The sequence below is a fragment of the Pseudomonas sp. BNK-44-b genome, assembly GCF_047456245.1.
GTDB classification, from domain to species: Bacteria; Pseudomonadota; Gammaproteobacteria; order Pseudomonadales; family Pseudomonadaceae; genus Aquipseudomonas; species Aquipseudomonas machongensis.
Window position 1 is genome coordinate 797,517 of the sequence record NZ_CP179908.1, and the last position, 12,956, is coordinate 810,472.

Annotated in this window: 13 protein-coding genes; 7 read left to right on the forward strand and 6 right to left on the reverse strand. The window is 62.0% G+C overall.

The window, feature by feature from the left end:
• Window positions 1-49 precede the first annotated feature (49 nt).
• From rnc to pdxJ, 4 genes are all read left to right on the forward strand, one after another.
• Window positions 50-739 (forward strand): ribonuclease III, encoded by a 690-nt coding sequence (gene rnc, locus ACMGGG_RS03885; RefSeq protein WP_054891834.1) that lies wholly within the window; start codon window positions 50-52, stop codon window positions 737-739.
• A complete protein-coding gene (gene era / locus ACMGGG_RS03890; protein WP_054891833.1) occupies window positions 732-1,634 on the forward strand; it encodes a GTPase Era in 903 nt (300 codons plus the stop codon). The genes rnc and era overlap by 8 nt, the downstream gene beginning before the upstream one ends.
• A gap of 145 nt (window positions 1,635-1,779) precedes the next feature.
• The gene (gene recO / locus ACMGGG_RS03895) at window positions 1,780-2,463 is read left to right on the forward strand and encodes a DNA repair protein RecO (protein ID WP_054891832.1); all 684 of its coding nucleotides are present in this window, start codon (window positions 1,780-1,782) and stop codon (window positions 2,461-2,463) included.
• A 61-nt stretch (window positions 2,464-2,524) separates the two neighbouring features.
• Complete coding sequence (gene pdxJ / locus ACMGGG_RS03900) at window positions 2,525-3,247, forward strand: pyridoxine 5'-phosphate synthase (RefSeq protein WP_232233620.1); 723 nt, start codon at window positions 2,525-2,527, stop codon at window positions 3,245-3,247.
• A 42-nt stretch (window positions 3,248-3,289) separates the two neighbouring features.
• Here the strand turns inward: pdxJ and ACMGGG_RS03905 are convergent, their stop codons facing one another.
• Window positions 3,290-4,675, reverse strand: coding sequence for a heavy metal sensor histidine kinase (locus tag ACMGGG_RS03905; RefSeq protein ID WP_414154899.1), 1,386 nt, complete (start codon window positions 4,673-4,675; stop codon window positions 3,290-3,292).
• Entirely contained in the window at window positions 4,672-5,346 is a 675-nt protein-coding gene (locus ACMGGG_RS03910) for a heavy metal response regulator transcription factor (protein WP_054891829.1), read from the reverse strand. The genes ACMGGG_RS03905 and ACMGGG_RS03910 overlap by 4 nt, the downstream gene beginning before the upstream one ends.
• 269 nt (window positions 5,347-5,615) lie before the next feature.
• Here ACMGGG_RS03910 and ACMGGG_RS03915 point away from each other — a divergent pair, with 269 nt between their 5' ends.
• Window positions 5,616-5,819 carry a hypothetical protein gene (locus ACMGGG_RS03915; RefSeq protein ID WP_063543388.1) on the forward strand — a complete coding sequence of 68 codons (204 nt, stop codon included), beginning with the start codon at window positions 5,616-5,618 and terminating at the stop codon, window positions 5,817-5,819.
• Between the two features lie 72 nt (window positions 5,820-5,891).
• Here the strand turns inward: ACMGGG_RS03915 and cmoB are convergent, their stop codons facing one another.
• Complete coding sequence (gene cmoB, locus ACMGGG_RS03920; RefSeq protein ID WP_414154900.1) at window positions 5,892-6,848, reverse strand: tRNA 5-methoxyuridine(34)/uridine 5-oxyacetic acid(34) synthase CmoB; 957 nt, start codon at window positions 6,846-6,848, stop codon at window positions 5,892-5,894.
• The gene (gene cmoA, locus ACMGGG_RS03925; RefSeq protein ID WP_414154901.1) at window positions 6,845-7,588 is read right to left on the reverse strand and encodes a carboxy-S-adenosyl-L-methionine synthase CmoA; all 744 of its coding nucleotides are present in this window, start codon (window positions 7,586-7,588) and stop codon (window positions 6,845-6,847) included. Before cmoA ends, cmoB begins: the two co-directional genes overlap by 4 nt.
• A 259-nt stretch (window positions 7,589-7,847) precedes the next feature.
• Between cmoA and ACMGGG_RS03930 the strand changes: the two genes are divergently transcribed.
• Together ACMGGG_RS03930 and ACMGGG_RS03935 are read left to right on the forward strand one after the other, a co-directional pair.
• Complete coding sequence (locus tag ACMGGG_RS03930; protein WP_414154902.1) at window positions 7,848-9,029, forward strand: alpha-xenorhabdolysin family binary toxin subunit A; 1,182 nt, start codon at window positions 7,848-7,850, stop codon at window positions 9,027-9,029.
• Window position 9,030: 1 nt separating this feature from the next.
• Window positions 9,031-10,008, forward strand: coding sequence for an alpha-xenorhabdolysin family binary toxin subunit B (locus tag ACMGGG_RS03935; RefSeq protein ID WP_414154903.1), 978 nt, complete (start codon window positions 9,031-9,033; stop codon window positions 10,006-10,008).
• Between the two features lie 21 nt (window positions 10,009-10,029).
• Here ACMGGG_RS03935 and ACMGGG_RS03940 read toward each other — a convergent pair whose 3' ends face one another.
• Window positions 10,030-10,422: a protease inhibitor I42 family protein gene (locus ACMGGG_RS03940; protein WP_414154904.1), complete on the reverse strand. Its 393-nt coding sequence runs from the start codon at window positions 10,420-10,422 to the stop codon at window positions 10,030-10,032.
• 113 nt (window positions 10,423-10,535) lie between these two features.
• Entirely contained in the window at window positions 10,536-12,956 is a 2,421-nt protein-coding gene (gene lon / locus ACMGGG_RS03945) for an endopeptidase La (protein WP_063543398.1), read from the reverse strand.

Genomic DNA, 12,956 nt, shown 5'->3' on the forward strand with positions numbered 1-12,956 from the left:
TCTTTCAGGATGTTGATTTGAACGCGTTTAACAACGAAGGGGTGGCTGCATGAGCGCTTCCCTCGAACGCCTGGAGCGCAAGCTCGGCTATACCTTCAAGAACCAGGATCAGATGCTCCTGGCACTCACGCATCGCAGTTATGCCGGGCGCAACAACGAGCGCCTGGAGTTTCTCGGTGATGCGATTCTCAACTTCGTGGCGGGCGAGGCGCTGTTCGAGCGCTTCCCCCAGGCTCGCGAAGGCCAGTTGTCGCGCCTGCGCGCACGGCTGGTCAAGGGTGAGACCCTGGCCCGCCTGGCCCGCGGCTTCGACCTGGGCGATTATCTGCGCCTGGGCTCGGGCGAACTCAAGAGCGGTGGTTTTCGCCGTGAGTCCATTCTTGCCGATGCACTCGAAGCGCTGATCGGGGCGATCTATCTGGACGCCGACATGCAGACCGCCCGCGAGCGCATTCTCGCCTGGCTGGCCGGCGAGTTCGATGGGTTGACGCTGGTCGACACCAACAAAGACCCCAAGACCCGGCTGCAGGAGTATCTGCAGTCGCGTGCCTGCGAACTGCCGCGCTACGAAGTGGTGGATATCCAGGGCGAACCACATTGCCGCACCTTCTTCGTCGAATGCGAAGTGGTGCTGCTGAACAACAAGAGCCGTGGTCAGGGCGTGAGCCGGCGTATCGCCGAGCAGGTCGCCGCTGCCGCCGCACTGATCGCCTTGGGCGTGGAGAATGGCAATGACTGAGAACAATCCGACCCGCTGCGGTTACGTGGCCATCGTCGGCCGCCCCAACGTGGGCAAGTCCACGCTGCTCAACCACATCCTCGGGCAGAAGCTGGCGATCACTTCGCGCAAGCCGCAGACCACCCGTCACAACATGCTCGGCATCAAGACCGAAGGCGATGTGCAGGCGATCTACGTCGACACCCCCGGTATGCACAAGGCCAACGACAAGGCCTTGAACCGCTACATGAACCGCAACGCCTCGGCAGCGCTCAAGGATGTCGACGTGGTGATCTTCGTGGTCGACCGCACTCGCTGGACCGACGAGGACCAGTTGGTGCTCGAGCGTGTGCAGTACGTCACCGGCCCGCTCATCATCGCGGTCAACAAGACCGACCGCATGGAAGAGAAGGCCGAGTTGATCCCGCACCTGCAGTGGTTGCAGGAGCAACTGCCGAACGCCGAAGTGATGCCGATCTCGGCTCAGCAGGGGCACAATCTGGACGCCCTGGAAGCCCAGATCGCCAAGCACCTGCCGGAAAACGATCACTTCTTCCCGGAAGACCAGATCACCGACCGCAGCAGCCGCTTCCTGGCAGCCGAACTGGTACGCGAGAAAATCATGCGCCAGCTCGGCGCCGAGCTGCCGTACCAGATCACCGTCGAGATCGAAGAATTCAAACAGCAGGGGCATGTGTTGCACATCCACGCCCTGATCCTGGTCGAGCGTGACGGCCAGAAAAAGATCATCATCGGCGACAAGGGCGAGCGTATCAAACGCATTGGTTCCGAGGCTCGCAAGGACATGGAGGTGTTGTTCGACTCCAAGGTCATGCTCAACCTCTGGGTCAAGGTCAAGGGCGGCTGGTCCGATGACGAACGCGCCCTGCGTTCGCTGGGTTACGGCGACCTCTAAGCCTCGCCGCGCGCCTTGTAGGAGCGGGCTTGCCCGCGAACACAGGCAACGCCTGTGCCATGCATCCACGGTGCCTGGGCTGGCCTCTTCGCGTGCAAGCCCGCTCCTACAGGTGTGCGCTTTGCCTGAGACCGAGTAACCGCTCATGGATCAACCCACCCCGCAACCCGCCTACGTCCTGCACAGCCGCGCCTACAAGGAAACCAGCGCGTTGGTGGACTTCTTTACCGCCCAAGGCCGTGTGCGGGCGGTGTTGCGGCGCGCGCGGGGCAAGGGCGGTAGCCCGGTGCGACCCTTCGTGCCGCTGGAAGTCGAGTTACGCGGGCGGGGCGAGTTGAAGAACGTCGGTCGGTTGGATACGGTCGGCCTTGCCGGGTGGCTGCACGGCGACGCGCTGTTCAGTGGTCTTTATCTCAACGAGTTGCTGATGCGCCTGCTGCCTGCCGAAGCGCCGTTTCCTGCCCTGTTCGAGCATTACACCCTGACCCTCGAGGCGCTGGCTGCCGGCCGGCCGCTGGAGCCGCTGCTGCGGGCCTTCGAATGGCGTCTGCTGGACGAGCTGGGCTATGCCTTCTCGCTGACCCACGACGTGAACGATGATGCGGTCGTCGCCGAGGGGCGCTATCGGCTTCAGGTGGACGCCGGGCTGGAGCGGGTCGAGCTGTTTCAGCCTGGGCTGTTCAGTGGTACGGAGCTGTTGGCCCTGGCCGATGCCGACTGGGATGCCCCGGGCGCGCTGCTTGCGGCCAAGCGCCTGATGCGTCAGGCGCTGGCCGTTCACCTGGGGCCCAAGCCACTGGTCAGCCGGGAACTGTTTCGCAAGCGTTGAGCACGTCGTATGCTGTGGGGCTCAATCTTCAGGAGAGCCTTTCGTGACTCACAGCAACCGCATGCTTCTCGGCGTCAACATCGATCACGTGGCCACTCTGCGCCAGGCCCGGGGCACCCGCTATCCGGACCCGGTCAAGGCCGCGCTGGACGCCGAGGAAGCGGGTGCCGACGGTATTACCGTGCATTTGCGCGAAGACCGCCGGCACATCCAGGAGCGTGATGTGCTGCTGCTCAAGGACGTGCTGCAAACGCGCATGAACTTCGAGATGGGCGTCACCGAAGAGATGATGCTTTTCGCCGAGAAGATCCGCCCGGCACACATCTGCCTGGTGCCCGAGACCCGCCAGGAGCTGACCACCGAAGGTGGCCTGGACGTGGCAGGCCAGGAGGCGCGGATCAAGGCTGCAGTAGAGCGTCTGGCGCGCACCGGCGCCGAGGTGTCGCTGTTCATCGATGCCGACGAGCGGCAGATCGAGGCGTCGCGTCGCGTGGGCGCGCCGGCCATCGAGTTGCATACTGGTCGCTATGCCGATGCACAGACCCCGACCGAGGTAGCCGAGGAGCTCAAGCGTATCGTCGACGGCGTGGCCTTTGGCGTGGGGCAGGGGCTGATCGTCAATGCCGGGCATGGCCTGCACTACCATAACGTCGAAGCAGTGGCGGCGATCAAGGGGATCAATGAGCTGAACATCGGCCATGCCCTGGTGGCCCATGCATTGTTCGTCGGCTTCAAGGCGGCGGTGGCAGAAATGAAGGCCTTGATCGTGGCGGCTTCGCGTTGATATTGGGGCGGCCTCGCGGGCTTGCTCGCGAAGCCGCCGCCATCACTCGGCCTGAAACACCAGGCTGAACCGAGTCGGTCCTTGCGCTGCGCTGCTGACCTCGACCCGGCCTCCATGCAGTTGCATGATCGATTTCACGATCGCCAGCCCCAGCCCTGTGCCACCCTCCAGGCGCGAGCGACCACAGCCGGCCCGGTAGAAGCGCTCGAACAGATGCGCCAGGTGCGCCTCGTCAATCCCCGCGCCCTGGTTCTGCACCCACAACCAGACCTGGTCCTGGCGCCGCTCGATCCCCAGTTCGATCACCTGGCCCTGTGGGCTATGGCGGATGGCGTTGCTCAGCAGATTCGACAGCGCTCGCTGGAACATCAATCGGTCGGCCAAGGCCGTGCCCCAGCCGTGTGCCCGTAGCTCGACTCCTTTCAGTTCGGCGCTGAGGTCGAACAGCTCCATCACCCGTGCGGTTTCATCGGCCAGGGACAGTGGCTTGAGCATGGCCAGTGCCTGGGGTTGGCTGACCTGGGCCAGGAACAGCATGTCATTGATGATGCGGTTCAGGCGGGTGAGCTCCTCGACGCTGTCCTCCAGCGCCTCGCGGTAGCGGTTGCCGTCGCGCTCGCGGGACAAGGTGACCTGGGCCTTGCCCATCAGGTTGCCGATGGGGGTGCGCAATTCGTGGGCCAGGTCGTCGGAGAACTGCGACAGCTGGCGAACACCCTGGTCGAGGCGATCGAGCATGATGTTGATGCTGCCGGCCAGCTCCGCCAGTTCCTGGGGCAGGCCACTGGTCGGCAGGCGATGCGCCAGGTCGTGCGCGCAGATCTGCCCGGCGATGCGGCGGAATCGGCGTAGGGGGGCGAGCCCACGCTGCACCAGTTTCCAGGCACCGATGCCGATCAGCAGCAAGAGTATCGGCAGCGCCAGCAAGGTCGAGTTCAGGTAGGCCTGGAGCAGCGCATTGTCGTCGGCGCGGTCCAGCGACATCATTACTCGCACCGGCTGGTCGTCGCGCAGGCGCATCAACTGGGTGACGGTGAGGATCTGCCGCCCATCGCTGTCACGCCATTGCGTGAAGCTTGGCTGCTGGCCCGCGGGTAGCTGGCGCAACGCCTGCGCCTCCAGTGCCGGGCCCAGGCTCAGCAGCGACGGGTGCCGTCCATTGATCGCCAGCACATTGAGACTGAGGTTGTCGTGCCCCATCACCAGGTCGAGCAAGGGATGAGCGCGGGCGCCAAGGTCGTCGCTGCGCAGGTCCACCCGCAGGTTGTGCTCGACTTGCAGCATCTTGCGCGCCAGGTCGCGACGGGCGCGGCTGTCCAGCTCGTGGTCGAGGGCAAACACTGCCAGGCAGGCCAGCAGCAGTACCAGCGCGGCGCCCATCAGGGTGACCGAAAGCCCGAGGCGCAGCGACAGGGTACGGCCCTTCACGCGCGTGCCTCGAGTACGTACCCCACGCCGCGCAAGGTGTGTATGAGCTTGTGCTCGAAAGGGTCGTCGATCTTGGCCCGCAGACGGCGGATCGACACCTCGACCACATTGGTGTCGCAATCGAAGTTCATGTCCCACACCAGCGAGATGATTTGCGTGCGTGAGAGCACCTCGCCGCTCTGGCGCATCAGCAGATGCAGCAGGGTGAACTCCTTGGCGGTCAGGTCGATGCGCTGGCCGCCGCGCCAGGCGCGATGACGGCCGGGATCGAGTTCGAGGTCGGCGACCTTCAGGGTGTCTGGTTGCAGATGCTGGTCGTTGCGCCGCAGCAGGCTGCGGATTCGCGCCAGCAGCTCCGGAAACTCGAAAGGCTTGAGCAGATAGTCGTCGGCGCCCAGGTCCAGGCCCTTGACCCGGTCGGCAAGGCGGCCGTGGGCGGTGAGCATCATGATCCGAGTCGACGATTCGGCGCGCAGGCGCTGCAGCACGCCCCAGCCATCGAGCTCGGGCAGATTGACGTCGAGGATTACCAGGTCGTAGCTGTGATTGCGCGCGAGGTGCAGGCCGTCGGTGCCCGTGTATGCGCAATCGACCACGTAGCCGTTTTCGCGTAGGCCCTGCTGCAGGTAGTCGGCGGTACGGGGTTCGTCCTCGATGATCAATAGGCGCATGGCGGGCTCTGTGAGGTGGAAAGGGCGCGATTCTCAAGCCTGTAGGGGCTTTAGGGTCAAGCTGCAGGATGTTACGGCATGAGAATGCGTTGTCGGCGCAGATAACCGATTTGTAATGCGGGCGTCATCTGGCTGCCTGTTCGGGCCCCTTCGCTTGGAAACACAGCCCGCAGGACCACATTGCAAGACTGTAATGCCGGGCTCACCTTGGCGTTAGCTGCCGCTGGCTAGGATGGCGCTGTCTGAACGGTGATCATGAGGCAAGCACGATGAACCTGATCAAATATCTGCTGCTGGCGACCCTCGCCATGGGCAGCACCAGCGTTTTCGCCGAAGGTGGCGCGGAGCGTTCACAGCAGTTCGTGGAGACCTTTCTCAAGGAGCAGGAGCGCCTGTTCGGCGACCGGCAGCAAGTGCTGGTCAAACGTGAGCGCCAGGCGCAGGAGACGGCCCGTGAGGTAGCCAAGGACTAGCGGTAGTGAGGCACCGGCTCTGCGACAGCTCCTCGCTGCTGGTGAACTTGGGCGCCCCTCGGGGCGCTTTTTTTATTTGCGTGCCAGCAGCGTGGCGCGGCGGGGGGCCGGGAGGCCTTCGATGGTCTTGCTGTGGTCGTTCGGGTCGAGGAAATCGGCCAGCGACTGATAACGCATCCAGTCGGTGCTGCGCTGCTCCTCGACGCTGGTGACGCTCACATCCACGCAGCGTACATCGCTGAAGCCGGCGCGGCGCAGCCAGCGCTCCAGCGCGGGTACCGACGGCAGGAACCAGACGTTGCGCATCTGTGCGTAGCGGTCCTCGGGCACCAGCACGTGCTGCTCATCGCCCTCGACCACCAAGGTTTCCAGCACCAGCTCCCCGCCTTTGACCAGGCAGTCCTTGAGCGCCAGCAAATGCTCGATGGGGGATCGACGGTGATAGAACACGCCCATCGAGAACACGGTGTCGAAGCCTTCGAGGTTGGCGGGCAATTCTTCCAGGGCGAAGGGCAGGTGCCAGGCGGGCAGGTCTGGCAGGTATTTTTGCACCGCCTGGAACTGGCAGAAGAACAGCCAGTTCGGGTCGACACCGACCACCATGTCGGCACCAGCGCCGAGCATGCGCCACTGGTAGTAGCCGTTGCCGCAGCCGACATCGAGCACGCGTTTGCCCTTGAGGTTCAGGTGCGGACCGACCCGCGACCACTTCCAGTCCGAGCGCCATTCGGTGTCCACGTGCACACCGAACAGGTCGAACGGCCCCTTGCGCCACGGCGAAAGCCCCATCAGCGCCTGGTGCACCTGAGCACGGGTGGCGTCATCGCAGTTGCTGTCCAGGCGCAACCCGTCGAGCAGGTCGATTCTCTCGGGTGTGAGGTCTGGCAGCGCATCCAGGGCGCCGCGCCAGCGCTCGAGGTCGCCATGGCCCTTCTCCAGCTTGGTGTCGAGTTGTGCTTGCAGCCCGAGGGACCAGGAAGCCAGTGGCGTGCCCGCAAGACGGCGGACGAGGGGAGACAGATCAATCATGGCAGGGCTATCAGCGAGGCGAAATTGAGGCATTGGAACCAGGGTATGACTTTCGAGAAGCCGGCGGCGTGGAGGCGCTCCTGGTGGGCTTGCAGGGTGTCGGGCTTCATCACGTGCTCGATGGCGCTGCGCTTCTGGGCGATTTCCAGATCGCTGTAGCCATTGGCACGCTTGAAGTCCAGGTGCAGGTCGTTGAGCAGGTCCTGTTCCTGTACGTCGTCGAAGCGCAGTTTCTCGGACAGGATCAGCGCGCCACCTGGCAGCAGCGCTTGGTGAATGCGCGCGAGCAGGGCCAGGCGCTGCTCAGGGGCAATGAACTGCAGGGTGAAGTTCATCGCCACCACCGAGGCGGGCTCGAAGGGCAGGGCAAGGATGTCGGCTTCGATCACCTGCACTGGCTGCAGTTCCTGGAACATCGAGTCCTGTGCGGTGAGGTACTGGCGGCAGCGTTCGACCATGGCTGCTGAGTTGTCTACCGCAATCACCCGGCAACCGTCGTGGCGCACATGGCGGCGCAGCGACTGGGTCACTGCGCCCAGCGAGGCGCCAAGATCGTACAGCGCGGTGTGTGGTTGAGCGAAGCGTGCGGCGAGCACGCCGAGGTTCTCGACGATGGTCGGGTAGCCGGGTACCGAGCGCTTGATCATGTCCGGGAACACACGCACCACGTCCTCGTTGAAGACGAAGTCGGGCACCTGCTCCAGGGGTTGGGCGAAAAGGCGGTCGGGGTCTTGGCTCACAGTGGGCTCGGGGAACAGACAAAGGCGACATTCTAGCCAAGCCATGCGGTGCTGCATACCGGGAGTGCGGCCAGTGATCGGCGGGTCTGGGAAGAAAGTGGTGACTCGAAAGTGCTGTATTTCTGCCAAGTGGAAGCGAATTGGATGTCACCGGGCCAAGCCTAGAGCCACGGAAGACGAGGTGGGCGCGACGTATGGTGAGGCCTGCTCTGCGCTGTACTGGCGGAGCACCTCATCCGACCCTCAAAGGACGATCATTATGGAAGTGCTAGAGAATGAGTCGTTAGCAACTCTCGACCCGCAGCAGAAAGCAGAGCTGATACCTCTGCAATACATCGAGACGATCAGTGATCCGATAAAAACAGAGCAGCAACCTGGGTTGATCTTCAGCCGCGAAAACCTGCTGGTGATCAAACGCTACGTCAAGGCCGTGGATTCGTTTCCGGGCGCATCGGAGCCAATCAGCGAGTGGATCGACTTCGTGAAGCTGGGCGTGGATGGCGAGGGGGTTAGTAGTTTTATCTCCGACTTGAACCAGCATGCCGAAGGGTGGGAGCCATTAGAGCGCGAAACTCAAGCCCTTAGCGTGAAACTGGAAAATTTCGCGCAGACGTTCGCCACCGAAGGCGCGCTGCTCGTGAGTGAAATCCGCAGTATGCACGGCAATAGTCTCTCCGATATCGAGGATGCGGTGTTGGAGCAACTGGAGACAGTACCGCTTGATGAAAACGAACGTACGCTTAAGGCTGAATCCATCCACGGCGCGATCGAGGATATCAAAGAGCTGATCGACAGGATATCGAAGGATATTGATCAGGTTCAAACGCGTGCAGATCGCTTCTATAAGGATGTCGAAGATACTTTGCTGCCAAAGTTGGCAGGGCTGGATTCGACGCTTGACATTGCCGGTGCCGGCGAGAGGGCAGCAGCGCTTGCAGACAGCTTGCGAGTATTGGACGAGGAAATCGAGTATCACTCTTCGGTCATTTCCGGCTTCACGGGCTTTACCCTGTTCGGGCTGACATTTTCCCCCCTGGGGGTTGGGCTAACTTACTCGCTGTTCGGTGATCTGGCAAAGCGTGCGAAACAAAATAAGCAGAACCTGCAGGAACGTCGCGAAGAGTTGGTGATGGAGATGCAATCGTTTACCCCGCAGTTGGCGAACCTGGCCACACTGTCGGGTCTGCTCAATGACATCAAGGGCCGACTCAAAGAGGTCAATACGGCCGCCTGGAACTTGCGCTACGTTATCCGCACCTTGAGTGACCATACAAAAGTCTCGAGTGAGGAACTTGACCTGCTCGATACCCATGTCAGCGTGGAACGATTTGCGCGTCGGATCGATCGTGTGGTTCGCCCGTGGCACAAGATTGGCAATATTTCGCACGAGTTGGCATTGATTTTTAACGACGTCATGAAAAGTTTTAATCAGGAGAATTGATATGGATATTAGCAGCCCGATACTTGTGAAGTACCCCGATGTGTCTGCAATGCGATTGATGCAAGGTGAAATTTCCAAGTTTGTAAATATGAAGGCAAAACATCTGAGCTCGTCCATCCGGGAGAACGTCTCGGATTTGCTGAGGCTGCTCAGGGAGTGCGACGCTCACATGAAAGACCAGGTATTGAGTGCCACGCTCAATCTTGCGCACCAGAATTGGTCGGAGATAAATGCCGCAGTCGTGAGTTCGCAAAATGGCCAGAACCAAGGCATCAAGAAAGATATCGAAGACGAGCTGGTGCGTCTGCGGGGTCGCTTGAAGGCGTCGTTGCAGGTGTTGAACCAACGAGTCAGCGCAATACAGGTTTATCGCCTGTCGGAATTGGAGGAGCGCCGTTCACAGCTGGCAGGGACCAAGGAACGTATACAAGCCAGTGTCGACCACCTGCTGGAAGTGGTTGCAGGCATGGAGCGTCAAAAGAACGAGCTGGACCAGATCATCAAGACGTTCGAAGTGCCAACGCTGTTCAGTATTATCAAGGGCATGATTCCGACAGAGGAGGAAGTGGACCTGTTGTTGAGCAGCATCAAGAACCCCACGGTGAGCCCTGAACTGGTGAAGGCAGCCGTCAAGAAGTTCGAGGCCAACCTGGATGTCATAGGCGAAGGACGCAAGTTCTCGGATCTTGTGTCAGCCCGGGCGACGTGTGTCGGGCAGATTGCCGAACAGCGACAGGCATTGTCGTCGTTGCAGAGTTTGTTGCAACAGGCTGTTCAAGAACATGACGAACTGGTCACTGCTGGCAATGTCGACAGTTGGCGTGATCGCTGGGTACTGGAAGCCCAAAAGCTGACGACGACTTGGCAGAGTCATCAGGCTGCTGCAGAACAGGCGACTGAATTGGGCTCGCTCGGCAATGCCCTCATGGCGTTGTCCGTCTACCTGGCGGAGGTTCGCCGCAACTTCGAGACCGTCTGAGCGCATGCATCGCTCCAGGTTTCAACGTACGGTTATCTGGCACTCGAAGGTTTGTACGGGCGCGACTTCAGGGGCCCAGGGTTGTTGGTAGATCAGGGCCAGCGTGGCAGTACCCTCGGCCTTGGCCTGGAAGCGCCAGTTTGACAGGCCTGCACTGCCGAAGACACCGGCCTCTTCCGGAGTGCTGTAGACCTCTGCCCCCAGGCTGCGTAGTACGCTTGAGGCTGGGTCCTTGAGCGTCCAGCGATAGCCGGTGGAAGGGTTGCTGGCCAGCGACAGCGATAGAGTCTGACCGACTTGCAGGCGCTTCGGACATTCGCTGTCGGCATCCAGCTCGACGGTTTGCCGCGGTTGCTGCGCGCAGGCAGCGAGCAAGCTGAGACTCAAGGGGAGCAGCAGGCGGGAGAGGGTCATGGTGGCTCCTGAGGCGGACGATGGCCTGAGGATAACCGATGCGCTTGTGTATGTGGGCTCTGAGGGGCCATCGCGGGCTTGCCCTGCGATGGCCCCTCGGAGCCCTGTGTTTATCAGAACAACACTTTCGCCACGTCGGCAAAGCGCTTGGCGAAATGCACCGTCAGCCCTTCGCGCAGGTAGTCGGGCAGTTCCTCGAAGTCCCCACGGTTCGCCTCCGGCAGGATCAGCTCGAAGATCTTCTGCCGCTTGGCGGCGATCACCTTCTCGCGTACCCCGCCAATCGGTAGCACCTGCCCGGTCAGCGTCAGTTCACCCGTCATCGCCACGCCTTTTTTCGGTGCCTGGTCGCGCGCCAGTGACAGCAGGGCGCTGGCCATGGTCACGCCAGCGCTGGGGCCGTCCTTGGGCGTGGCGCCTTCGGGTACGTGCAGGTGGATGAACGCTTCGTTGAAGAAGCCTGGGTCGCCGCCGTACTGCTTGAGGTTTGCGCTGACGTAGCTGTAGGCGATCTCTGCGGACTCCTTCATCACGTCCCCCAGCTTGCCGGTGAGCTTGAAGCCGCGGTTGAGCGTATGAATGCGTGTTGCCTCGATCGGTAGGGTGGCGCCACCCATACTGGTCCAGGCAAGGCCTGTGATCACGCCCTTGCCCGCCAGTACTTGCTCGCTGCGGAACACCGGCATGCCCAGTGCTGCCTCGAGGTCCTTGGTGCCGATCTTGAGCTTGGCATCCGGGTTCTCCAGTAGCTTGACCACTGCCTTGCGCACCAGCTTGCCGAGCTGTTTCTCCAGTTGACGCACGCCAGCCTCGCGGGCGTAGCCTTCGATCACCAGGCGCAGGGCGCTGTCGCTGATGCTCAGGCTGGTCTTGGCAACGCCAGCCTTGTCCAGCTGCTTGGGCCACAGGTGGCGTTTGGCAATGGCCAGCTTCTCTTCGGTGATATAGCCCGACAGGCGAATCACTTCCATGCGGTCGAGCAGCGGGCCGGGGATCGAATCCAAGGTGTTGGCAGTGCAGACGAACAGCACCTTCGACAGGTCCAGACGCAGGTCCAGGTAGTGGTCGAGGAAGTCGACGTTCTGCTCCGGATCCAGGGTTTCGAGCAGTGCCGAGGCGGGGTCGCCCTGGTAGCTCTGGCCCATCTTGTCGATCTCGTCGAGCATGATCACCGGGTTCATCACCTCGACATCCTTCAGCGCCTGTACCAGTTTGCCGGGTTGGGCGCCGATGTAGGTACGGCGGTGACCCTTGATCTCGGCTTCGTCGCGCATGCCGCCGACACTGAAGCGGTAGAAGGGGCGCCCCAGGGATTCGGCGATGGATTTGCCGATGCTGGTCTTGCCAACACCCGGCGGGCCGACCAGCAGTACGATCGAGCCGCTGATCTCGCCTTTCCAGGCACCGACGGCGAGGAACTCGAGGATGCGCTCCTTGATATCGTCAAGCCCGGCGTGGTGCTGGTCGAGCACTTTGCGTGCGTGCTTGAGGTCGAGCTTGTCCTGGCCGTATACCCCCCAGGGCAGCGCGGTGGCCCATTCGAGGTAGTTGCGGGTCACAGCGTATTCCGGCGAGCCGGTTTCGAGGATCGCCAGCTTGCCCATTTCCTCGTCGATGCGCTTTTTAGCCTGCTCGGGCAGGGTCTTGCCTTGCAGGCGCTGTTCGAACTGTTCGAGGTCGGCGCTGCGGTCGTCCTTGGTCAGGCCCAGCTCCTGCTGGATGACCTTGAGCTGTTCCTTGAGGAAGAACTCGCGCTGATGCTCGCCGATCTGCCGGTTCACTTCGGCGGAAATCTCGTTCTGCAACCGCGCAACCTCCACTTCCTTGCGCAGCATCGGCAGGACCTTCTCCATGCGCTTGAGCATGGGGACGCAGTCGAGCACTTCCTGCAACTGGTTGCCGGTGGCAGAGGTCAGGGCAGCGGCGAAGTCGGTGAGGGGCGAGGGGTCGTTGGGGCTGAAGCGGTTGAGATAGTTCTTCAGCTCTTCGCTGTACAGCGGATTGAGCGGCAACAGTTCCTTGATCGCATTGATCAGGGCCATGCCGTAGGCCTTGACCTCGTCGGTGGGCTGCGCGGGCTGGTGCGGGTACTCGACTTCGACCAGGTAGGGTGGTCGATGGTGCTTGAGCCAGGTGCGGATGCGTACGCGGGTCAGGCCCTGGGCGACGAACTGCAGCTTGCCGTTCTCGCGGCTGGCATGGTGCACCTTGACCAGGGTGCCGTACTCCGGCAACGCCTTGGTGTCGAAGTGGCGGTGGTCTTCGGGCGGCGTGTCCATGAAGAACAGGGCCAGGGAATGATGATCGGTCTTGGCGACCAGGTCGAGGGTTTCGGCCCAGGGTTCCTCGTTGACAATCACCGGCAGCACTTGCGCGGGGAAGAACGGGCGGTTGTGGATCGGGATCACATAGACCTTGTCCGGCAGTTGCTGGCCGGGCAGGGCAAGGGCGCGGCTGGTCTCGGCCTTGGCCTCGAGGTGTTCGATTTCGCTGTGTGCGTCGGGGTGTTCGGGGAAATCCTGCTGGTCGCTCAT